The sequence below is a fragment of the Massilia jejuensis genome, from assembly GCF_042656795.1.
Taxonomy (GTDB): domain Bacteria; phylum Pseudomonadota; class Gammaproteobacteria; order Burkholderiales; family Burkholderiaceae_D; genus Telluria; species Telluria jejuensis.
Window position 1 is genome coordinate 45,945 of record NZ_JBHSMS010000072.1, and the last position, 20,883, is coordinate 66,827.

The window sequence follows — 20,883 nt, forward strand, 5'->3', positions numbered from 1 at the left end:
GCGCTCAGGCTTTTTCCAGCGCCTGGCGCAGCTTCCTGCGCCAGAGCAGCAAACCGGCCGAATACACGCCGAAATACGCCGCCGTCAGCCCCAGGCACAGCATGGTCAGCGGGCTGTCCGTGAAGCGCGGCGCCGGCCCTGCGCTGCCCTGGCTGGCATAGATCTCGACCCCCAGGTACAGCACGCGCGCGATCAGGACCATGGCCATCACGATCCCGAGCCGCGCCGGTGGCGTGAAAAAGTAGCCAAGCCCGGTTTCCTCGTACGCCGTGCGGCGCAGCGCGAACACGCCCCAGAACACGCCCAGCGCGGCGCCGGCCGCGAGCGCGCCGAGCGCGGCCGGGCGCGCCAGCACTTCCGACAGCGATACCAGGAGCATTCCCACGAACACCAGCACGCCCGTGTAGTGGCGCGTCATGAGCGAGCGCTGGCGCGCCATCTGCGTCTTCAGGCGCGTGTAGATGCGCCAGACGAGGATCGGCGTGAGCAGGAGCAGGGCAAGCGTGGTGATGGTCATCGGTCGGGAAGCGCTGTTGGGTCGGAGCGGGCATTGTAAACGAGGCGTGCGCCGGGCAGGGCGGCATCCAGCCGGGCGGCGGGCCGCCACGCCCCATGATAAGGTGATCACACCGTTTCCAGGAGACCTGACCCATGTTCGCAGCCAACCCCATCCCGGTGCGCGCCCACCGCGCGCCCGATCCCGTGCCGGCCGACGAGCCCATTCCGGAGCCCTTCGACGCGCCCCATCATCCCTTGCACCACCCGGGCCACACGCCGCAGTCCGAAGAGCCGGTGCCCGATCCGAACCCCAGCCTGCATTGACCGTGTTTTTCGCTAGTCGAAGGCCCAGGCGTACAGCACATCGAGCGCGGTGTTGGTTCCCGCCTGGAACTGCAGCGTGAACCTCGGCGTGAGCTTGTAGCGCAGGCGCACCAGGCTCGAGGCCGTGGTGGCGCCCTGTTCGAAGCTGACGTAGGCACGCGAGGAAATCCGCTTGCCGATCGTGACCACCGTGTTGGCCAGGCCCTCGGCCTCGCCGTTGCGGCCCTGGCCGATGCCCAGCTCGTCGACACCGAGCGTGTTGGCCAGCTTCGACTGGATGCCGCCGGTGCCGCCCTTGCCGCCCAGGAGCGCCCCGGCCGCCGCGCTCAGCACGTCCTTCTCGTTGCCGCTGGTGCCTTCCATGCCGTGGCCCAGCACCAGCCAGGACAGTTTTTCGCTGTCCGGCACCGAGGGCGTCGACACCAGGCGCGCCTGCGGCGAGCGGGCCGTGCCGCGCACCTGCACGCCGGCTTCGACATTGTTCTCGCTCAGCTGTTCGCCCTCGGGCTGCTTGCGCACCGCCAGCACATCGAGCGTCGGATTGTCATACGGCCCGGTAAAGGTGATGACGCCGCGTTCGATCGCCAGCTTCTGGCCATAGGCGGCGTAGTTACCGCTGGCCACGCGGATCGCACCGTTCACCCGCGGCGCGGCGTTGCCGACCATGCGCACGCGGGCGCTGCCCTCGAGCATGGCATCGATGCCGAGGCCGCGCAGGTGGAAGTTGTCGCCCAGGTCGGCGCGCAGGTCGACCACCAGCGGCATGTCCTTCTCCTTTTTCTGCGGCGGCATCGGCTTGCCGCGCCCGAGCACGATGACGTCGTCCGAGATCGTCGGCCGGCCTTGCGGCGCGAACTCGATCAGGGCACGATCGACATTGAAGCGGCCTTCGAGCGAATGGCGGCTGGCGTCGCGCACCAGGGCCGCGTTGCCCGAGACGACGACGGTGCGGTCCGGCCGCGACAGCGCTTCGAGCTTGTCGGCCACCAGGTTCAGCTGCATGGCCGGGTCGCCGGCGCCGAAGCGGATCGCGCCGTCGGCGGTGGCGCTGCCCGACCTGCCTTGCAGGTAGAGGCGCTGCAGCACCAGGCGGTCGCCCGCGAGCTGGGCGCGCAGCTGGCCGCCCTGCAGGCGCACGCCCTGTTCGGGCCAGCGCACGGCGATCGCGTCGCCGTTGACGCTGCCGTTCAGGGATGGCGTGCCGACGGTGCCGGCGCCGGTGACGGCGAGCTTCAGGCTGCCGTCGAGTTCGAGGTCGCGCTGGCCCGCAAACGGCGCCAGCCAGGCGATCGAGGCCATGTCGGCATTGGCCGTCATGCGCAGCGGACTGTCGCGGTTGACGCGTCCGCCGATCATCTGGACCGTGCCGTCGACGCGCGCGCTGCCGGTGCGGGCGCCGTCGAGGACGAGCCGGGTGCGCAGCGAACTGCCCTGCACGTCGGCGCGCATGTCGAAGCTGCGCAGGCCGAGCGCGACCGGGGTGCCGGCGCCGACCAGGGCGTCGCCGCCTTCGCGGAACACATGCACGTTGCCGGCCAGGGCAGGGGCGCCGCCGGTGCCGTTGCGCAGGTCGAGCGCCCAGTCGGCGCCCAGGGTCAGGTTGCCCTGCACGTTCTCGCGCAGCGCTTCCGAGAACTGGCCCAGGTAGCTCAAGGGCACGCCGGCGGCCGCGCCGCGGCTGCTCCAGCGCGCCCCGGTCTTGGTCAGCGTATCGATGCGCACCGTACCCGCCGGCAGGCGGATCAGGGCGCCGTTGAAGGCCAGCGATGCGGGCTTGGCCAGGCCCGTCAGGCCGGCCCCGGGCGCCACGCCGATGCGCAGCGGCACCGGCTGGGCCAGGGTCATCGCATAGCGGCCCTTGTTCTGCAAGGCCGCCAGCGTGCCGGCCCAGGCATTGCCGCTCCAGCCGCCGCGCGCCTCGGTGCTGGCGTCGAAGTCTTCGCCCCGGGCCGCGGCGCGCAGCGTGTGGGCGCCGCGGGTGCCGCTCGTTTGCAGGCTGGCCGCCGCGATGCGGGTCTCGCCGGTGGCGTACTCGACGATCTGGATGTCGCTCACCAGAGGATCGGCGGCGCCGCGGCCGGCGCCCAGGTTGGCCGTGGCGCGCAAGGACTTCAGGCTATGGGTGCCCAGCAGGCGCAGGTTCTGGCCTTCCAGGCTGGCCGTGAGCGAAGGCGTGTCCATGGTGCCGCTGAGGGTGCCGGCGCCGCGCAGCAGGCCGGCATAGTCCGGCCCGAGGGCCGCCAGCTGCGGCGCCTCGATGCGCCAGTCGAGGCGGTCGCCGCCGGCGCCGAAGCTGCCTTTCGCGGCCAGCACGTTGGCGCCCACGTGCAGGTCGACGTCGGCGCCCGAGACGTGGCGCTTGTCGGCCGCCAGGCGCGCATGGCCCCACAGCGGCGACTTGGCCAGCGTCGAGTCGGCCAGTTTCAGGTTGAGCGCGCCGCGCCAGTCGGCGCCGGAGCGGCCGCTGGCGTCGAAGGCGCCGTTGATGGAGCCGGGCAGGGGGCTGCCGAAGGCGGCCGGATTGAAGCGCGCCATGGTGCCGCTGCCCTTGGCTTCGACGAAGCGGGCTTCCTTCGTGCCCGCGAGCCAGGCTTCGCCGCTCACGCGCAGGTTGCTGGTGCTGGCCTTGCGCTGGGCCGCGACCCAGCCCAGGCCGTTGGCATCGGCCACGAAGGTCGTGCGCGGGTTGTCCATGGTGCCGGTGACGACGCCGTTGGCATTGACCGCGCCATACAGGTCGCGCCGCAGCGTGGCCAGGTTGCGCCCGTCCACGCGCCAGGCCAGACGCTCGCCCGGCGCGCCGAACGCGCCGTCGAGCTCGACCGTGTTCGCGCCCAGGGCCAGCGTCGCGTCCACCCCGGTGACGTGCCTGGCGTCGGCCGCCAGCTTGCCCTTGCCCGACAGCGGCTGGTCGAACAGCCGGCTCGGACGCAGCGTGAAGTCGGTGGCGACACGCCACGCCGGGGCCAGCACGCCGCTGGCGTTGACGACGGCATTGATGTCGGCTTGCGGATAGTCGCCCAGCGCCGCAGGATTGAAGCGGCTGGCGTCGGCACGGACCTTGAAGGCCTTGTCCTGGCCGAGTTGCATGTTACCCGTCAGGGCCACGGTACCGCTGCCGGCCGCGAGGCGCGCTTCGGAGACCGTGACTTCGTCGTTCTCGAGCCTGGCCTTGGCCGTCAGGCGCAGGCCGTTCTCGACCAGGCGCACGTCGAGCGATTGCACCTTGCCGACATTCGCCACCGCGATGTCGCCGGCGATCTTGGTCGGCTTCATGCTGCCGTGGATGCCCTTCAAGTCGAAGCGGTCGGTATGCAGCGCGAAGTGGGCGGTGCCCGCGCCCTCTTCGTCCTTGCCGCGCTGGACGCTGCCGCTGCCGGTAAACCGTCCGGCTTGCCCGAAGTCGAGCAGCACGTCGCCGATGCGCATCGCGCTCAGGTCGCCGCCCAGCTGGCCGCGGAAGGCGCGCAGCGGCAGGCGCTGCTGGTCGATGGTGCCGGCCGGGCCGTCGTTGACCAGGTTCACGCTGCCGGAAATGGCGCGCTTGTCGTCCAGCCTGGCCTGCACCGTCAGCGTCAGGTCGGCCGCCGGCAGGGAAGGGTTAAAGAAGCCCGGATCGATGTTGCGTGCGTTCAGGTCCATCGTGCGCAGCGGGATCGGGGCGAAGGGCGAGAGCGTCATGCGCGCCTCGCCGCCGGCGCGGCCGGCATTGCCGGTCGCGGTCACGGTCGTCAGTTCGAGGTCGCCGCCGGCGCGCAGCTTCAGGGCCGCCGGCGTGGCGCCCGGCCCCACCTGCGCCTGCGACAGGCTGGCGTTGGCGTCGAGCTTGAACGGACGGCTGGCGCCGATCTGGCCGTCGGCCGCGACCTTGCCCCAGGGCGTGGTGGCCACCGCGTCGCGCAGCTGCCATTGCACCTTGTCGCCGAACAGGCGCATGCGGACATTCGATATTTCCGTCGCCGCGCCCTTGTTCACGAAGGTCGCTTTCGCCAGGCGTGCATCGGCGAGCGAAATCTTGAAGGGTGGCGCGAGCGAGACCGGCATCTTGGTCGGCTCGTCGGTTTCCTTCAGGGTTTCCAGGCGCAGGTCGGCCGCGTGCAGCTTGTTGACCTCGATGCCCTTCGAGAGCAGCTGGCGCGGCGACCATTCGAGGTCGATGTCGGTGGCAATCGCCAGCTGTTCGTCGGTGCGCCAGACGATGCGGTCGATGTGCATGGCGCCATAGATCGAACCGCGGATGCCGGTCATGGTCAGCTTGCCGCCGGTCGAGCGGCTGACGCGTTCGGCGATCATTTGCAGCGTCGTTTCGCGGCCCAGGTACCAGATCGCGCCGCCGACGACGACGCCGGTGGCGACCAGGCCGATGGCGACGCGGCGCGGCCAGCGCCGCGCTTTCGGCGCGGGCGTCTTGGCCGGAGTGGGGGTGGTGGTGTGATCGTCCATCAGAACGTGAATCCAAGTGAGAAGTGCAGGCGCGCCTTGCGCACCGCCTCGCCATAGGCAAGGTCGACATTGATCGGTCCGACCGGGCTGCGCCAGCGCGCGCCGATGCCCACGCCGACTTCCGGTTTCAGGTCGTTGAACTTGTCGGCGGCATTGCCCGCGTCGACGAAGAAGGCCACGCCCCAGGGCGGACGGAACCAGTACTGGTATTCGGCGCCGGCGGTGAGCAGGTAGCGCCCGCCGACGACGGCGTCGCCTTCGCGCACGCCCAGCTGCTGGTAGCCGTAGCCGCGCACCGACTGGTCGCCGCCGGCGCGGAACAGGAAGCTGCTCGGCACGCCGATCTTTTCCTTCGACAGCACGGCCCCGGCTTCGCCGCGCAGGATCAGTGTACCGCTCGTTCCCACCGGGCGGTAGTACACGCCGCGCGTATACCCGCGTACGAATTTTTCGTCCGTCAGCAGCGGCAGCGGCGCCACGCCGAGCTGCCAGTTGAGCGCATAGCCGCGCGTCGGCGAGAGCAGGTTGTCGAGCTTGCGGCGGGTGACGGCATAGGTGAGCGGCACGCTCCTGCTGCGCGTCGTTTCGACGCCCTCGACTTCGCGCTGTTCGATCAGCGCTTCGAGCGTGAGGCTGCGCTCGAGCTCGGGCGTGCCCCAGGCGCGCCGCGCGGCGACGGTGGCCACCGTGGTCAGCTCGCCGCGCACGTCGGTGCGCTCGATGCCGCCGCCGACGCTGTCGTTGTAGCCGTCGGGCGTGGTCGGCCAAAAGAAGTCGACGCGGGCCGACTGGCGCTTCTGTTCGTAGATCAGGTCGCTCTTCATGCGCTTGCCGAACACGTACAGGTCGTCGTAGCTGAGCTGGGCGCGGCCGCCGGTATTGGTCGAGAAGCCGAGGCCGACCTCGATGTTCTTTTGCTTGTTCTCGGTCACGCGCACCAGCACCGGCAGCACGGTCGGGCCGGCGGCGGTGGCTGGCTTGACGCCGGTCGCGGCCTGGCCGGGCACGGCGGCGGCCGGGTCGGCCGGGGCGGCCGGCGCGGCGCCGTCGTCCTCTTCCTTGAGTTCCTTGAGCTCGGCGTCGAGCACGGCGCGGATGTCGGCGCTGACCTCGACGGTGGCGAAATAGCCCGTTTCCTGCAGGCGCGCCTGCAAGGCTTGCAGGGCGGCCTCGCTGTAGAGGTCGCCCGGCTTGATCTTGTTGAGGTTGGCGATGACGTCGCGCGGATAGCGCTTCAGGCCGCGGATACGCAGCTCGCCGAAACGCATTTCCGGGCCGCTGTCGATCACCACGCGCAGCGAAGCCCGGTAGGCTTCCGGGTCGACCGTGGCGCTGGTTTCGACCAGCTGGGCGCGCGGGAAGCGCGACTGCGTCACTTCGCGCAATAAATCGCGCTTGGCCGCTTCCCAGTCGGCCTGGCGGAACCGGGCGCCGACCGGCAGCGACCAGCGGTTGCGCAGCGCCGCCGCGTCGAAGGGCGCGCCGCCTTGTTCGAAGGGGACGAAACCCTGCAGCACGAGGTCGAGATCGCTCACCAGCACCGGCTGGCCGGGATCGACGACGATGCGCGCGACCGGCGTGGCGCCGCTGGTGTCGAGGCCGGCGGTGATTTTCGGCGAATAATAGCCTTCGGTGGCGATCAGGGTCTTCGCTTCTTCCGGTGCCGCCTTCACGAGGCGCTGCAGCTGTTCGAGGTCGACGCGCGGATTGCCGCGCCAGCGCAGCAGGTCGAGGTTGTCTTCGAGCAGGTCGTCGAGCTTGCCAGGTGCATCGATGCGCACGGTGTAGTTGATACCCTGTGCGAACGCCGCCTGCGCACTCAGGAGCGCGTACACGGAGAGCATGATTTGTGCCAGAATTCGTGATTGCCTTGGCCCCGTCTTTGCGGTCCGGCTGGATGTTGCGAGAACCATGTATCTCCGTCTGAGTATAAAAGCTGGGCGAATCTTAGCGGAATTGCAAAAATGATGGCGAACGTTTAATGAATGGAAAACAACACATGCTCGCATCCGATACCGCGCTCGTTCTCTTCAGTGGAGGGCAGGATTCGACCACCTGCCTGGCCTGGGCATTGCAGCGTTATGCGCGCGTGGAAACCATCGGCTTCGACTACGGCCAGCGCCACGCGATCGAACTAGCCGTGCGCCCGACGGTGCTGGAAAAGATGCGCGCATTGTCGCCCGACTGGGACGCGCGCCTGGGCGAAGACCACATGATCGACCTGTCGCTGATTGCACGCATTTCCGATACGGCGCTGACCAGCAATGTTGCCATTGAAATGCAGGCGAACGGGTTGCCGAATACGTTCGTGCCCGGTCGCAATTTGCTGTTCATGACGGTGGCGGCGACGGTCGCCTACCGGCGTGGCTTGACGGTGCTGGTGGGCGGCATGTGCGAGACCGATTTCTCGGGCTATCCGGATTGCCGCGACGATACGATGAAGGCGCTGCAGGTCGCCCTGAACCTGGGCATGGCGACGCGCTTGAAGGTCGAGACGCCGCTGATGTGGATCGACAAGAAACAAACCTGGGAAATGGCCGAGCAGATCGGCGGTACCGCCCTGGTCGACCTGGTGCGTTTCGAGACCCACACCTGCTACCTCGGCGAGCGCGGCGCGCGCCACGACTGGGGCTATGGCTGCGGCGCTTGCCCGGCCTGCGAACTGCGCGCGCGCGGCCATGCGCAGTTCGCGGCGCAGAAGGCGGCTGCCTAGCATTAGTAGCCGGCCTCGGCGGCGCCCGGGAGCAGGTCCCACGGCGGCAGGGCGCCGGCGAACATCGCGCGTTTTCCGACCTTGCAATGCGCTCGGCGCCGCCTATACTGACAGCCTGCTCTGTTGTAGGAGGGACCTTATGCATGTCGTCAGCTCAACGATGAAGGTGCAGCCAAGCGCACCGCCGCCGGTGCGGGCGGGCGGGGGACCGAAGGGTCCGCCATCGGCTCCGCCTGCCATTCCACCCATCATCATCAACCCGTTCAACCGGGAAGCGCCGAAGCAGCGGTATATCGACCCGCTGCGCACGCCGCCCCCGCCCCCGGTGCGCCCGCCGGCATTGCCCGGCATGCGAATGGTGCGCTCGTTACTGCAATTTCCTCTATGATCTCGTCTTTGGGCGACAGCCCGCAGAGGGACATAGTGAGCGATGAACGACCAAGAATCCAACCTGGAACCGGAAGACGACAGCGCGCCGGTGCAAGAGCCGCGCTTGTGGAAAGGCAACGGCTGGACCGCGCGCGTCATCAAGAACGACGATGACGAGGGCTGGGCGGTCGCCATGTTCAAGGATGGCGAGCCGGAACCGGCCCTGGTCGGTCCATGGACGATGGGCCGCGACAAGAAAAACCCGAAGCCGCTCGACGTCAACGCCTTCAATACGCTGATCAAGACGGCGTCGGAAGTCATCCGCCGCCACGAGCAGCACCTGCACGCGATGCTGCACAAGAGCCTGTACGTGTGGACCGAAGGCAGCGGCGAGCTGAAGGTCACGCTCGACATCAAGCCGGACGACGACGACCCGTATGCGATCCTGACCGCGACCGACCAGATGAGCGAGCAGGTGGCGCAGGTGCGCGTGGCCGCGAGCTTCAAGCTCACGCCGGGCACGGCGACGGCCTGGATCGAGAACGATTTCAAGGCGCCGCGCTCGTAGGCAGGCGGCCCGCGTCCAGGACGCCACACTTTCACGCAGGGAAGGTGCATGAAAGCGTTCCCACTGTTAATATTTCCTTTGGGAATTAATTTCAGGGGAAGCCATGGAACGTCTTGACCGGCTGGAAGCGGTCCAGTCGATGCTGCTCGACATCGGGCGGACCTCGACCAGCTGCAGCGACATCACCGAATTCATCCGCGCGGTGCACCGCGCGCTCGGCCTCATCATGTATGCGGCCAACTTTTATGTGGCGCTGTCGGAGCGCGACGAAGGCACCGTGCGCTTCGTGTATTTCGTCGACGAATTCGACGACGGCCCGCCGCTGAATCACTCGGTCACGCTCGGTTCCCCGGAGGAGTCGCCCACGGCCTGGGTCATCCTGAACCGCCAGACCCTGGTCGTCACCGCCGCCGATTTCGAGGCGCGCGAGGCGCAAGGCTCGAATTTCGGCGCCGGCAGCGCGGCCGAGCACTGGATGGGTTGCCCGCTGCTCGACCAGCAGCACCTGCCGCTGGGCGCGATCGTCATCCAGAGCTATACGCCGGAACACACCTACAGCATCGAGGACCAGGCCTTGTTCGGCGTGATCGCGAACCATGTCTCGGTGGCGCTGCAAAGCCTGCAGAGCATGGACCGGCTCGAACGCGCCGTGCAGGAACGCACCGCGCGCCTGGCCCACGAAGTGGCCGAACGGCGCCGCGCCGAGCAGGTGCAGCACGCGCTGTACCAGATCGCCACCCTGTCGGCCAGCGCCGCCGATACCGAGGTGCTCACCGCCAGCCTGCACCGCATTATCGGGGAACTGATGGTGGCGCAGAATTTCCTGATCGGTTTGTACCATCCCGAAACGCAGGAAATCAGCATTCCGTATTTCGTCGACCAGAAAGATGCCCAGGCCCCGGTCACGCGCTTCCCTTACGGCAAGGCCATGTGTTCCTACGTGCTGGCCTCGAAGCAGGCGCAACTGCACGATGCCGGCAGCTTCGCGCGCCTGGTCGCGCATGGCCTGGTCCGGGAGCCGCTCGGCAACGCCGACATCGCCAGCTGGATGGGCGCGCCGATGCTGGTGCACGACAAGCCGTATGGCGTGCTGGTCGTGCAGAGCTACGATCCGGCCGTGGTCTACACCAAGGCCGACCTCGACCTGCTCGCCTTCATGGCCAGCCATGTCGCCGTCGCCCTGGCCCGCATGCAGGCCGACCAGCGCCTGCGCACGACCAAGACCATGCTCGAAGAGCAGAACGCCGCCCTGAACACGGCGCTGACCCAGTTGCGGCAAGCCCAGGGCGAACTGGTGCGCCAGGAAAAGCTCGCCTCGCTGGGCCGCCTGGTGGCCGGCGTCGCGCACGAGATCAACACCCCGCTCGGCATCTGCGTGACGGCGACCAGCCATCTGGTGGAAGAGCTGCGCCTGACGCGCGAGGAACTCGGCGCCGGCGAGATGACCGGGGATAGCCTGAACGGCTTCCTCGACATCGTCGACCAGTCGCTGCGCATCATGACCACCAATACCCAGCGCGCCGCCGCGCTCGTGCGCAGTTTCAAGCAGGTGGCGGTCGACCAGTCCTCGGACGATATCCGCAGCTTCAATTTGCGCAGTTATCTGAATGAAGTGCTGCTGTCGCTGCAGCCGAAACTCAAGGGCCGTCCCGTGACGGTCGAGGTCGACTGCCCGGCCGACCTGGTGCTCGAAAGCTACCCGGGCGCCGTGTCGCAAATCGTCACCAACATGCTGGTCAATTCGCTGGTGCACGGCTTCGAGCACGGTCAGAAGGGGCGGATCGCAATCGGCGTCTCGGTCGCGGACGACATCGTCTCGTTCTCGTATGCCGACGACGGCGCCGGGATGGATGGCGAGACGCTCGACAAGCTGTTCGACCCGTTTTTCACGACCAAGCGTGGCAACGGCGGCAGCGGCCTGGGCGCGCACATCCTCTACAACCTGGTGACGGGTCCGCTGGGCGGCAGCGTGCGGGTGGAAAGTGCGCCGGGCGCGGGCTTGCGCTACGCATTGCGTTTCCCGCGCAGCCGGCGGGCGGAGAAGCTGGCCGCGTGACGGGCAGGGGGCAGGGCGGCCGGCGCCACCTGGCGTCCGGGCCGGTACCGAGGTCGCGCGCTCACCGCCCCCAGCCGGCACGCTCCCCGCTCAATCCGGCCACTGCCGGTTGATCTCCATCACCTTGTCCATATTCTTGATCAGCAAATCGACATACACCGGATCGAGGTGCTGTCCCGCCACTTCGCGCAGGTAGCCGGTCACTTGCCCGATCGGCCAGGCGTCCTTGTAGACGCGCGCATGGCTGAGGGCATCGAACACGTCGGCCACCGCGACGATGCGCGCATACGGGTGAATGTCTTCGCCCTTCAACCCCTGCGGATAGCCGCTGCCGTCGTATTTTTCGTGATGCTGGTAGGCGATGACGGCAGCGGCTTTCAGGATCGGGCGGCTCGAGCCGTCCAGGATCTGCAAGCCGACCGTCGGGTGCTGCTTCATGACTTCCCATTCTTCCGGGCTCAAGCGGCCGGGCTTGAGCAGCACGGCGTCGGGCGTGGCGATCTTGCCGATGTCGTGCATCGGCGCGGCGTGCATCAGGATCGCCGTTTCGTCTTCCGGCAAGCCCGAGGCCTGGGCCAGCAGGTGGCAGACCTGGGCCATGCGGCGCACGTGGTTGCCGGCCTCGTTCGAACGCGACTCGACCACGTCGCCCAGGCGCAGGATCAGTTCGGCCTGGGTGTCGGTGATTTCCTGGTTCAGGAGGATGTTGTCGAAGGCGATCGCCACGCCCGAACAGAACACTTCCAGTAGCTGGGCATCGATCTCGGAAATTTCCTCGACGCCTTGCAGCACCAGCAGCGACGCCTTGCCGCTGTTGTTCGGGAAGTAGCCGACATAGGTATCGCCATGCAATTTTGAAATCCGGTTGTGCCGCGCCTCGTCGAGCTGGGCCAGCAGGGCCGGGTCGATGCCGTCGCCGAATTCGCCGATTTTCGCCAGCACTTCGTACTGGCTTTCGCCGCTGATCATGCTCGCGCCTTTCAGGCGCAGCAGCATGCTTTGTTCCAGGCGCAGCAGGGCGACGACCTGCTGCAGCAGCCCGCTGGCGAAGTCTTTCAGATTGCGCTGCTTGAAGATGTGCGACGAGGCTGCCAGCACGCGTTCCAGGCCTTCGCGGTAGCTCAGCTGCACACGGCGCGCATCCTCGACCTTCATGATGTCGCGGTAGGCGCGCAGCGCGGCGAAGGTCGTGGTGAACAGTTTGGTGCGGTCGAGTTCGGTCTTTTCCTTGTAATCGTTGATGTCGTAGTCGACGATCACGCGCTCTTCCGGCGCCTGGCCCGGCTGGCCGGTGCGCAGCACGATGCGGCTGAACTGGTTGTCGAGGTCCTGGCGCATCCAGCGCGCCACTTCCAGGCCGCTGTCCTCGCGCTCCATCACCACGTCGAGGAAGACGAGCGCGACATCCTTCTCGCGCATCAGGATTTCCTTCGCCTCGGCGCCGCTGTAGGCGTGCAGGAAAGTCAGCCCCCGGCCATCGAGGCGGAAGCGGTTCAGCGTCAGCCTGGTGATGTCATGGATGTCGGGTTCATCGTCGACGAGCAAAACTTTCCATGGCGCGAGCTTGGGTGTGGCGGGAGACAGAAAAGACATGGTGTTTCCGTTACCGTTGGAAGTCGATACGAAGGAAAAGCCCTGCGCGGGCAGGGTCGAATCGATTGTAGTACGGCTACGCTGCATTAACAACAGGCAATATGCTGGCGTTCAGGGCAACAATCGGGAATGTGGGGCGGATGAGTCAGGGACCGGTTCACCATAGCGTTTCTGGCACTGTTCGCAGAAAAAACTGCGCCGCTTGCTGTGGCCGAGATGGGCCTTGGAAAACGGAATGGCGCAACGCGGGCAGATGCGCTTGGCATGTGCCAGCCAATGTTGTTTGAGTACCCATTGGCGCTTCCAGCCGAGGAAGTCGAAGCTGTACTGACGCGCTTGCTCGACCAGGGCGCGCAGCTTGGGCGCGGGCAGGGCGCCCACGGTCGAGGCCGGATGGACGCGGATCCGGAACAGCACTTCATTCTTGATGATGTTGCCCACGCCCGAGAAGATGTCCTGGTCCAGCAGGGCGTCGCAGGCGAGCATGTCGGGCCGGGCGCGCAGCTTCTTGCGTGCCAGCGCCGGGTCCCAGGCATCCCCCATCACGTCGGCGCGCCAGTCGTACTGGCTGTCGAGGTCGACGTCGATCTCGCGTACCGAGCAGGCGTAGAAATTGAGCTCCTCGCCCGCGGCCGTGCGCAGATACAGGCGCGGCGGCTTGCCCTCGCGCTGCTCGTTGATGCGATAGGTGCCGAATAAAAGAAAGTGGATGCGGATCGCCATGGTGGGCGTTTCGATCAGGAAGTGCTTGCCCCAGGTGCGCAGCGACACGATGGTCTGGCCGAGCAGGCGCGTGGCATCGATGGTGGCCGTGTTGCCGCCGGCATCGACGATCTGCTGGCCGACGAAACGGGCTGTTTCTTCTTTCAAGATGACAAGCGATGGTCCTTCTGGCACGGTCGATCCTCCTTGCCGGCAAGTCTGCGCTGGCGATGCGAGGCCGGCTGTGCGTGGATTAACCGAATGCCTCACAATTGGATACCAAATTTACTTGGCGTAGACATTGCCGTTTCCGGACGCGGCGTATATTTCCGTATATAGCAGCAAGAAGATAGCAGCAAGATAGCGAAAGGAGAATCGCCATGAAGAACGTGATTCGACCACTGGCCCTGGGTGGCCTGCTGGCGCTGGCCGCGGGCGCCGCCTCCGCCGACGTGACCGTCAACTATATCCAGCCCGAGCGCTTCTCGGACCTGCCGTTTTCGCCATGGGAGCGCGAGGCGGTGCTGAAAGACCTGACCGAGCATTTCGCCAAGCTGGGCGCCCAGTTGCCGCCGGGGCAGAACCTGCGCATCGATGTCAAGGATATCGATCTGGCCGGGCGCGAATACCCGGGCCGCGGCGCGCGCGACTTGCGGATTGTAAAAAGCAACGGCGCCGACTGGCCGCGCATCGACCTGCACTACACGATCGAGAGCAATGGCCAGGTCGTGCGCAGCGGCGACGCGCAATTGCGCGACATGGGTTTCATGGACCGCATCGGCCGCTACCGCGATGGCGACACCCTGCGCTACGAGCGGCGCATGATCGACGACTGGTTCTACGCGACGATCGTGCCGCGCGAGCGCGAGCGCGCCGCCCGCCGCTGATGGCGCATCGCGCCGCCGATGCCCGCGCGGCGCGGCTCGGTCGACGCGGCTCAGTCGACCTGGTTCACGCGGGCGAATTTGTTCCGAAACGCGTCCGGCATGGCCACGACCTGGCTGGTCTTGTAGTTGTAGAAGACGAAGCCGGACTTGGCCATTGCAACGAGGGCCTGGTCGCGCGGGCGGGTGATGCGGAAGGTGATGTCGCCGCCGTACTTGTTGAAATCCATGACGCCCACTTCGAACAGCAACCCGTCGCGCGCATGCGCTTCGGCGCGGTAGGTGGTGGCCAGGTCGGTGACGATGATGCCGGTGCCGTCGCCCTCGGTTTCGGGGACCCCGAACTCGAACAGGAAGCGGGCGCGCGCCTCGGAGATCATTGAAATCATCGAGTCGTTGCCGAGGTGGTTGCCGCCGTTGATGTCGGTGACGCGCACCGTCAGCAGCGTCGAATAGCAGTACTGGTCTTCGGGGAAGTGGAGTTGTAAGCGAGCCATCCGCGCATTCTATCAGCCCGTGCTCCCCCGAACGAGCCGGAAAATGCGCCCACTGGCGCTGACCAGGTACAGCTCTCCCGCGCCGTCGCGCCCGAACGAAACCACCTGGCCGGCCGTGTTCAAGCCCCAGTCGCGCTGCTCGACGATACCGGCCCCTGTGGCGAAGAAACTCTTGACGAAGCCGCGGCAATAATCGGAATAAAAATAGCGGCCCGCCAGCTCGGGCAGCGCCGCGCCGCGGTAGACGTAGCCGCCCGTGATCGCGCAGCCGTTGACCTTGGCGGCGCCCTGCTCGTATTCGAATACCGGCAGCGTGAGGCCGGTGCGGTCGCAGGTGGCGGCCTCATGGCAGGCGCTGCCTTCCATGATGTCCCAGCCGTAGTTCAGGCCGCCCTGGGAGAGGGCGGCAAGATTGACTTCCTCGCGCGCGTCCTGGCCGACGTCGGCGATGTAGAGCTGCTCGCCGTCGAAGGCGTAGCGCCAGGGGTTGCGCAGTCCCGCGGCCCAGATCTCGGGCCGGCGCAGCGGCTGGTTCACATACGGATTGGTGGGCGCAATCGTGTAGGGCAGGCCGGCGGTGGCGCTGCGCACGTCGACGCGCAGCAGCTTGCCGAGCAGGGCATTGGGGTCTTGCGCATTGCCGGACGGGTCGCCGGCGCCGCCGCCGTCGCCCAGCCCGGCGTACAGCATGCCGTCCGGTCCGAAGGCGACCAGGCCGCCGAAGTGGTTCGTGAACTGCGGATGGGCCACGCGCAGGATGGTCAATGCCGAGGTCGGATCGGCCAGGTTCGGCGTCGGCGAGCGGGTGTAGCGTTCGACGACGATGTTCCGGGCCAGGTCGGTGTAGTAGAGATAGAAGTAGCCGTTGGCGGCGAAATTCGGATCGAAGGCCATCGACAGCAGGCCGCCTTCGCCGCCGGTGAACACGTTCGCGCTGATGTCGAGCCAGGGTTGGGTGAGCACCGCCCCGTCGCGCACGATGCGGATCACGCCGCGCCGCTCGAGCACGAACAGGCGCTCGTCGCCGGGCGGGGCGATGACGAAGGTGGGATCGGTGAAAACGGGGCCGATGTCGGACAGCGCCAGCGTCAGTGCGCTATTGCTGTAGGTGACGGTGGCGCTGGCGCCGGCGCCGGCCGTCACGACCACGCTGGGTGGCGGGCATGGGCGTGTAAGTGGCGGCGCCGAGGGTGACGCTGGAAGCCGTGACGCTGTAGCTGCCGGGCGCGAGATTGGCGAGGGTCTGCGAGCCGCCCAGGTCTTGCGCAAAATCGCCGGGACCGGTAACGCGCACCACGCCACTCAGGCCGGCAGGCAGGGCATTGACGATCACTTGCAGGGTGCCGGTGGCAGTCGCGGGAGGCGCTCCGAATGGCGGCGTGCCGGGATTGCCGCCACCGCCGCCGCACGCTGCAAGCAGGAACAGCAGCGAGAGCAGCGACAGGGTACACATCCGCACGCGATCGACCAGCATGGTGGGCCTCGACAGAAGACGGACAGTCAGTGAGGCAGATTCTGCCAGTGTTCATGAACCGGCCGCGCACGCCAGTGCGGGTTTCGCGCGCGAGTCAGGGCGCCGCGGGGGCACGTTGACGTGTTTTGGCAACGACTCCGGACGGGTCGATCAGGACGACGAATTCTGAAAAGCGGCCACCGCCTGCGGGCGACTGGTACAGCCAGCTTTCATAGCCGCTGTCGAAGACGACGCTGCGGGTCTTGCCGAAGGCGGCCAGCAGCTCGGCCTTGGTGGTACGGCCGGGCACGATCGAGGCGGCGAGGCGCTCGGCCGCGACCTGGGTGCCGGGCGTGGCCTGGCCCGTGGCGCAGCCGGCCAGGACCAGGGCGCAGCAGAAGAGGGCGGCGGCTTTCATCCGACCCCCGGAACGGGCGCGCCGGGCGCCGCATCGGTCATGTACTCGAACTCGATCAGCGTATCGTCGGGCCAGCTCCGGTCCCAGAGCGGCGCGTAATAGGTGCGGTCGAGCAGCACCTGGCAGTCGCAGAAGCGCAGCATCTCGGGCGTCTGTTCGCCGCCGGCGTACAGCATGGCGAAGGGCAGGTCTTCGACGCGGCTGCCGGCGCGCAGGCGCACGCCGAACAGCGCCCGCTCGGCAAAGAACAGGTAGTTGCCATTCGGGCTGTTGCACACCTGGTCCGCGTTCAGCAGGGCGTTCGAGAGCCAGGCGAACATTTGCGAATTGTTCGATACCAGCCCGGCTTCGGTGCCGACGCGGCATTCGAGGCGCAGGTCGCCGAGGCGGCGCGTGTCGGGCGGCAAGCCGGGAGTGCGGATCATGGCGCGCCAGGTCATGCTGGTGGTCTTGCGGTTGGCGAGCACGGCGGCATTTTCGCGCAAGGCTTGCTCGTTGCGCGGGAGAACGAACGTGTAGTCGGCAGCGACCGGCACCGGGACCGATACCGTATCGCCGGCCACGCGCAGTGTCACGCCGTCCATCCTGGCGTCGGGCGTGCGCGGCAACAACTGAAAACGCAGGGGGGCGTTAGGAGCGAAGGCACGCTCGCGTTCGAAGCGTTCCATGCCCTCGATCATCTTGCGGTAGGATTTGTCGACCGGGTCGCGTGTCGTGGTGACATTGACTTTTGCAACCGGCTCCTGCGCTGCAGCCGTTCCCATTGCCCCTGCAAACAGGGCAATCGACAAGGCGAGGCAACGCGGGAGCGGGCGCATGGTGCTTACCAGTAGCGAACGCGGCCGGTATCCATGTGGACGAACTGGGAGTCCGGGTAATAGCCGACCCCGCCGCCGCGCATCGCCATGGCCGCCTTGTGCAGCTGGGCCAGGTTCTTGCCCGGCAGGCGGATGTCGATCGCCTTGCCGTCCATGTGCATGCTGTGCTTGGCCACGCCGCCGGAAGCGGCAGCGAGCTTGGCGTTCGATTCCGGCGAGCGGTAGCCGGAAATGATGTGCAGCGTCGGCGCTTCGCCGAAATGGTTACTGACGTCGTTGAGCAGTACGATCAGCTTGGGATCCATTTCCGCGATCTTGTCGTTGCGGTGATCACGCAGCAGTTTGTTGATATCTTTCAGTGCATCAGGAATGAACTGGCCTTCGGCCCAAAAAACGCTGCGCAGGCTTTCACCAGTATGGGTGTTGTACAGGCGCAGGGTGCGCTCGACGGGCACGGCCTGGGCGGCTTTCGCCAGCACCGGCATGCCGACGGCGGATGCGAGGACAACAGAGCTTTTGAGGAAAGAGCGTCGCTGGTTCATTGAACATCCTTACGCAAGGTCAGATACGAAGAGTATACCCCGATTTCGTCATTGTTGCAGTCAATGCGCATTTTTCGCGACACGATGACGGTCAATTAATCACTTTTAATGGAGGTTTGCATGCAATTCAGTCAACTCGGCGTGGTCGGGCGTAACACCTTGCCTTTTCTTTTCCTGGCAGGCAGCGTTTTGCCTGCCAGGGCCCAGGTCGCGCCGATGTCCGAACCGCCGGTGGTGCAGGGCTGGCGCGCCGAGACCGTGACCGACGCGCTGCCGCAAGCCTGGGCCATGACCTGGCTGCCCGACGGGCGCATGCTCGTCACGGGCAAGGCAGGCACGCTGCACCTGGTCGCCGGCGGCAAGGTGCAAGCCGTGCCGTTGGAGGGCTTGCCGGCGCTCATGGCGAGCGGGCAGGGCGGCCTGCTCGACATCGCGCTGCATCCGGCCGACAAGGGCCCGAACGTGCGCCTCTACATGACCATGGCCAGCGGCAGCAGCAGCGAGAACCGGACCATCCTGGTGCAAGGTGTCTTCGACGGGAAGAAGGTTTCCGGCATCAAGACCCTGTTCCGCGCCGCTCCGGCGAAAAGCGGGGGCCAGCACTTCGGCTCGCGCCTGGCCTGGATGTCGGACGGTTCCTTGCTGATGAGCATAGGCGATGGCGGCAACCCGCCCCAGCGCGTGGGCAGCATGCTGGCGCGCGACCAGGCGCAAAACCTGGGCAGCCACAACGGTTCGATCCTGCGCCTGACCGCCGAGGGCAAGGCGGCGCCGGGCAATCCCCTGGCCACGCAGTCCGGTGCGCTGCCGGAACTCTGGTCCTACGGCCACCGCAACGTGCAGGGCATGGTGGTGGCGGGCGCGAGCGTCTATGCGAGCGAGCACGGCCCGCGCGGGGGCGACGAAATCAATCGCGTGGTGGGCGGCAAGAATTACGGCTGGCCGATCCAGACCCTCGGCCTCGACTACGTCACGCGCGCGCCGGTCGGCAAGGGCAGCGTGCCGGGCATGGTCGATCCGCTGGTGGTGTGGTCGCCTTCGCCGGCGCCCTCGGGCCTGGCGCTCTACACGGGCACGGCCTTTCCGCAATGGCGCGGCAGCCTGTTTTCGGGCAGCCTGGCCGGCATGGACGTGCGCCGCGTCGAACTCGACAAGGAAGGCAAGGTGGTGCGCCAGGAAAAGCTCGACATCGGCAAGCGCGTGCGCGACGTGCGGCAGGGGCCGGACGGGCATTTGTACGTGCTCACCGACGAGGGCAATTCGCGCATCCTGCGCATCGTGCCGGACAAGTCCTGAGCGGCGCCGCGCCAGTGCCGCTTCATCGATACTCGCTGCAAGGAGGGAGCAATGGACGACTTTTCGATCGATCTGGCCAGCACCGCCCTGGTGCTGATTGATCTGCAAAACGGAAATATGGCGCGCGCGCTGGCGCCGTATTCGGCACAAGGCGTGCTCGGCAACTGCGTCTCGCTGGCGCAGGAAATGCGCACCCGCGGCGGCATGGTGGTGTTCGTGCGCGTCCTGATGAACGAACTGCAGTCGCCGCCGGCCGATGCGCCCCTGCGCGCGCCGGGCGCGCCGGCAGCGCCGCCGGACGCTTCCCACTTCGCCCCCGCGGCCGGCGTGGAAGCGACGGATGTCGTGATCGTCAAGCGCCAGTGGGGCGCCTTCTATGGCACCGAGCTCGACCAGCTGCTGCGGCGGCGCCATATCAAGACCCTGATACTGGGCGGCATCGTCACGAACCTAGGGGTCGAGTCGACGGCGCGCGCGGCCTACGACCGCGGCTACGCGCTCGTGTTTGCCGAGGATGCGATGAGCGGCCTCACGGCCGAGGCGCACCATGCCGCGTGCAAGAACACGTTCCGGGCGATGGGAAGGGTAAGGACGACGGCCGAGTTGATCGATGCGCTGCAGGCGGGAACCGGCGAAGCCTAGCGGACCTTGGGCCGCTTGCCTGCGCCGTGAAGGCGGGTTGCCGTGGGTCGACCCGCGCTTGTCCTATGCCGCGTCGCGGATCCGCGCCGTCATTTCGTACGAGCGCAAGCGCGCCGCGTGATCGAAAATCTGCGACGTGATCATCAGCTCGTCCGCCCCCGTGTGCGCGATGAACGCCTTTAATTGCGCCGCCACCGTCTCCGGCGCGCCGATCGCCGAGCACGCCAGCACCGAATCGAGCATCGACCTTTCCTGCGGCCCAAGGATGTCGAGGTAACCGCGTACCGGCGGCTGCAGGCGCGAGGGGCGGCCGCTACGCAGGTTCACGAAGGCCTGCTGCATCGAGGTCGCCAGGAAATGCGCTTGCTCGTCGGTCTCGGCCGCGAAGACGTTAAAGCCGAGCATCACGTGCGGCTTGTCCAGTTGCGCGGACGGCTTGAAGTTGGCGCGGTACAGTTCGACCGCCTGCATCATCATCTGCGGCGCGAAGTGCGACGCGAACGCATACGGCAAGCCCAGGTGCGCGGCGAGCTGGGCGCCGAACAGGCTCGAACCGAGTATCCACAGCGGCACGTTCAGGCCGGCGCCGGGAATGGCGCGCACCTGGCGCCGCGGCGAATCGGCAAAATAATCCATCAGCTCGAGGACGTCCTGCGGGAACTCGTCCGCATCCGAGGCCAGGTTGCGGCGCAGGGCGCGCGCCGTCACGTGGTCGGAACCGGGCGCGCGGCCCAGGCCCAGGTCGATGCGGCCCGGGAACAGCGATTCGAGCGTGCCGAACTGTTCAGCAATGACGAGCGGAGAATGGTTCGGCAGCATGATGCCGCCGGCGCCGACGCGGATCGTCGACGTGCCGGCCGCGACATAGCCCATCAGCACCGAGGTGGCGGCGCTGGCGATGCCCGGCATGCCATGGTGTTCGGCCAGCCAGAAACGGTTGAACCCCCAGCGTTCGCCATGCTGGGCGAGGTCGAGCGAATGGTGGAAAGAGGCACGTGCGTCGCTGCCTTCGGCAATGGGCGACAGGTCGAGTATGGAGAATGGAATCATGGTTTCATGATACGCCG

At 67.1% G+C, this 20,883-nt stretch carries 19 protein-coding genes; 7 read left to right on the plus strand and 12 right to left on the minus strand.

Translation table 11 applies throughout. The features are described from left to right. Positions 1-4 precede the first annotated feature (4 nt). Positions 5-517: a CcdC protein domain-containing protein gene (locus ACFPOU_RS20410; RefSeq protein WP_379725671.1), complete on the minus strand. Its 513-nt coding sequence runs from the start codon at positions 515-517 to the stop codon at positions 5-7. A gap of 134 nt (positions 518-651) precedes the next feature. On the opposite strand from ACFPOU_RS20410, the gene ACFPOU_RS20415 reads away from it, so the two are divergent. Continuing rightward, positions 652-822 carry a hypothetical protein gene (locus tag ACFPOU_RS20415; RefSeq protein WP_379725674.1) on the plus strand — a complete coding sequence of 57 codons (171 nt, stop codon included), beginning with the start codon at positions 652-654 and terminating at the stop codon, positions 820-822. 12 nt (positions 823-834) lie between these two features. On the opposite strand, the gene ACFPOU_RS20420 is transcribed toward ACFPOU_RS20415, so the two are convergent. Both ACFPOU_RS20420 and ACFPOU_RS20425 read right to left on the minus strand, forming a co-directional pair. After that, positions 835-5,265, minus strand: coding sequence for a translocation/assembly module TamB domain-containing protein (locus ACFPOU_RS20420; RefSeq protein ID WP_379725677.1), 4,431 nt, complete (start codon positions 5,263-5,265; stop codon positions 835-837). Next, on the minus strand, positions 5,265-7,109 hold the full coding sequence (locus tag ACFPOU_RS20425) for an autotransporter assembly complex protein TamA (protein WP_379725680.1): 1,845 nt from the start codon (positions 7,107-7,109) through the stop codon (positions 5,265-5,267). Before ACFPOU_RS20425 ends, ACFPOU_RS20420 begins: the two co-directional genes overlap by 1 nt. 155 nt (positions 7,110-7,264) lie before the next feature. On the opposite strand from ACFPOU_RS20425, the gene queC reads away from it, so the two are divergent. From queC to ACFPOU_RS20440, 3 genes are all read left to right on the plus strand, one after another. After that, the gene (gene queC, locus ACFPOU_RS20430; RefSeq protein ID WP_379725684.1) at positions 7,265-7,978 is read left to right on the plus strand and encodes a 7-cyano-7-deazaguanine synthase QueC; all 714 of its coding nucleotides are present in this window, start codon (positions 7,265-7,267) and stop codon (positions 7,976-7,978) included. 430 nt (positions 7,979-8,408) lie between these two features. Beyond that, the gene (locus ACFPOU_RS20435) at positions 8,409-8,915 is read left to right on the plus strand and encodes a hypothetical protein (RefSeq protein ID WP_379725687.1); all 507 of its coding nucleotides are present in this window, start codon (positions 8,409-8,411) and stop codon (positions 8,913-8,915) included. A gap of 103 nt (positions 8,916-9,018) precedes the next feature. Beyond that, a complete protein-coding gene (locus ACFPOU_RS20440) occupies positions 9,019-10,971 on the plus strand; it encodes a GAF domain-containing sensor histidine kinase (protein ID WP_379725691.1) in 1,953 nt (650 codons plus the stop codon). 90 nt (positions 10,972-11,061) lie between these two features. Here the strand turns inward: ACFPOU_RS20440 and ACFPOU_RS20445 are convergent, their stop codons facing one another. Together ACFPOU_RS20445 and ACFPOU_RS20450 are read right to left on the minus strand one after the other, a co-directional pair. Next, positions 11,062-12,564, minus strand: a complete 1,503-nt coding sequence (locus ACFPOU_RS20445; protein WP_379725695.1) for an HD domain-containing phosphohydrolase — start codon at positions 12,562-12,564, stop codon at positions 11,062-11,064. A gap of 111 nt (positions 12,565-12,675) precedes the next feature. Beyond that, on the minus strand, positions 12,676-13,434 hold the full coding sequence (locus ACFPOU_RS20450; RefSeq protein ID WP_379725698.1) for an endonuclease: 759 nt from the start codon (positions 13,432-13,434) through the stop codon (positions 12,676-12,678). Between the two features lie 212 nt (positions 13,435-13,646). Between ACFPOU_RS20450 and ACFPOU_RS20455 the strand changes: the two genes are divergently transcribed. Beyond that, entirely contained in the window at positions 13,647-14,153 is a 507-nt protein-coding gene (locus ACFPOU_RS20455; RefSeq protein WP_379725701.1) for a DUF3016 domain-containing protein, read from the plus strand. 50 nt (positions 14,154-14,203) lie between these two features. Here ACFPOU_RS20455 and ACFPOU_RS20460 read toward each other — a convergent pair whose 3' ends face one another. From ACFPOU_RS20460 to mepK, 6 genes are all read right to left on the minus strand, one after another. Continuing rightward, a complete protein-coding gene (locus tag ACFPOU_RS20460; protein ID WP_379725704.1) occupies positions 14,204-14,647 on the minus strand; it encodes a thioesterase family protein in 444 nt (147 codons plus the stop codon). A gap of 12 nt (positions 14,648-14,659) precedes the next feature. Continuing rightward, positions 14,660-15,790 carry a PQQ-dependent sugar dehydrogenase gene (locus ACFPOU_RS20465; RefSeq protein ID WP_379725707.1) on the minus strand — a complete coding sequence of 377 codons (1,131 nt, stop codon included), beginning with the start codon at positions 15,788-15,790 and terminating at the stop codon, positions 14,660-14,662. Further along, the gene (locus ACFPOU_RS20470) at positions 15,744-16,121 is read right to left on the minus strand and encodes a hypothetical protein (protein ID WP_379725709.1); all 378 of its coding nucleotides are present in this window, start codon (positions 16,119-16,121) and stop codon (positions 15,744-15,746) included. The genes ACFPOU_RS20465 and ACFPOU_RS20470 overlap by 47 nt, the downstream gene beginning before the upstream one ends. 94 nt (positions 16,122-16,215) lie before the next feature. Beyond that, on the minus strand, positions 16,216-16,518 hold the full coding sequence (locus ACFPOU_RS20475) for a hypothetical protein (RefSeq protein ID WP_379725712.1): 303 nt from the start codon (positions 16,516-16,518) through the stop codon (positions 16,216-16,218). Then, positions 16,515-17,282: a hypothetical protein gene (locus tag ACFPOU_RS20480; protein ID WP_379725715.1), complete on the minus strand. Its 768-nt coding sequence runs from the start codon at positions 17,280-17,282 to the stop codon at positions 16,515-16,517. Before ACFPOU_RS20480 ends, ACFPOU_RS20475 begins: the two co-directional genes overlap by 4 nt. Before the next feature lie 59 nt (positions 17,283-17,341). Then, positions 17,342-17,878, minus strand: coding sequence for a peptidoglycan L,D-endopeptidase MepK (gene mepK, locus ACFPOU_RS20485; protein WP_379725718.1), 537 nt, complete (start codon positions 17,876-17,878; stop codon positions 17,342-17,344). Positions 17,879-17,998: 120 nt separating this feature from the next. Between mepK and ACFPOU_RS20490 the strand changes: the two genes are divergently transcribed. Continuing rightward, the gene (locus ACFPOU_RS20490; protein ID WP_379725721.1) at positions 17,999-19,174 is read left to right on the plus strand and encodes a PQQ-dependent sugar dehydrogenase; all 1,176 of its coding nucleotides are present in this window, start codon (positions 17,999-18,001) and stop codon (positions 19,172-19,174) included. A 51-nt stretch (positions 19,175-19,225) separates the two neighbouring features. After that, the gene (locus tag ACFPOU_RS20495; RefSeq protein ID WP_379725724.1) at positions 19,226-19,816 is read left to right on the plus strand and encodes an isochorismatase family protein; all 591 of its coding nucleotides are present in this window, start codon (positions 19,226-19,228) and stop codon (positions 19,814-19,816) included. A 63-nt stretch (positions 19,817-19,879) separates the two neighbouring features. On the opposite strand, the gene ACFPOU_RS20500 is transcribed toward ACFPOU_RS20495, so the two are convergent. Then, positions 19,880-20,866, minus strand: coding sequence for an LLM class flavin-dependent oxidoreductase (locus ACFPOU_RS20500; protein ID WP_379725727.1), 987 nt, complete (start codon positions 20,864-20,866; stop codon positions 19,880-19,882). Positions 20,867-20,883: the final 17 nt, after the last annotated feature.

Coding starts and splice junctions, on each gene's coding strand:
- ACFPOU_RS20410 (WP_379725671.1), bottom strand. CDS start 517: ATGACCATCACCACGCTTGCCCTGCTCCTGCTCACGCCGATCCTCGTC.
- ACFPOU_RS20415 (WP_379725674.1), top strand. CDS start 652: ATGTTCGCAGCCAACCCCATCCCGGTGCGCGCCCACCGCGCGCCCGAT.
- ACFPOU_RS20420 (WP_379725677.1), bottom strand. CDS start 5,265: ATGGACGATCACACCACCACCCCCACTCCGGCCAAGACGCCCGCGCCG.
- ACFPOU_RS20425 (WP_379725680.1), bottom strand. CDS start 7,109: ATGCTCTCCGTGTACGCGCTCCTGAGTGCGCAGGCGGCGTTCGCACAG.
- queC (WP_379725684.1), top strand. CDS start 7,265: ATGCTCGCATCCGATACCGCGCTCGTTCTCTTCAGTGGAGGGCAGGAT.
- ACFPOU_RS20435 (WP_379725687.1), top strand. CDS start 8,409: ATGAACGACCAAGAATCCAACCTGGAACCGGAAGACGACAGCGCGCCG.
- ACFPOU_RS20440 (WP_379725691.1), top strand. CDS start 9,019: ATGGAACGTCTTGACCGGCTGGAAGCGGTCCAGTCGATGCTGCTCGAC.
- ACFPOU_RS20445 (WP_379725695.1), bottom strand. CDS start 12,564: ATGTCTTTTCTGTCTCCCGCCACACCCAAGCTCGCGCCATGGAAAGTT.
- ACFPOU_RS20455 (WP_379725701.1), top strand. CDS start 13,647: ATGAAGAACGTGATTCGACCACTGGCCCTGGGTGGCCTGCTGGCGCTG.
- ACFPOU_RS20460 (WP_379725704.1), bottom strand. CDS start 14,647: ATGGCTCGCTTACAACTCCACTTCCCCGAAGACCAGTACTGCTATTCG.
- ACFPOU_RS20470 (WP_379725709.1), bottom strand. CDS start 16,121: ATGCTGGTCGATCGCGTGCGGATGTGTACCCTGTCGCTGCTCTCGCTG.
- ACFPOU_RS20475 (WP_379725712.1), bottom strand. CDS start 16,518: ATGAAAGCCGCCGCCCTCTTCTGCTGCGCCCTGGTCCTGGCCGGCTGC.
- ACFPOU_RS20480 (WP_379725715.1), bottom strand. CDS start 17,282: ATGGGAACGGCTGCAGCGCAGGAGCCGGTTGCAAAAGTCAATGTCACC.
- mepK (WP_379725718.1), bottom strand. CDS start 17,878: ATGAACCAGCGACGCTCTTTCCTCAAAAGCTCTGTTGTCCTCGCATCC.
- ACFPOU_RS20490 (WP_379725721.1), top strand. CDS start 17,999: ATGCAATTCAGTCAACTCGGCGTGGTCGGGCGTAACACCTTGCCTTTT.
- ACFPOU_RS20495 (WP_379725724.1), top strand. CDS start 19,226: ATGGACGACTTTTCGATCGATCTGGCCAGCACCGCCCTGGTGCTGATT.
- ACFPOU_RS20500 (WP_379725727.1), bottom strand. CDS start 20,866: ATGATTCCATTCTCCATACTCGACCTGTCGCCCATTGCCGAAGGCAGC.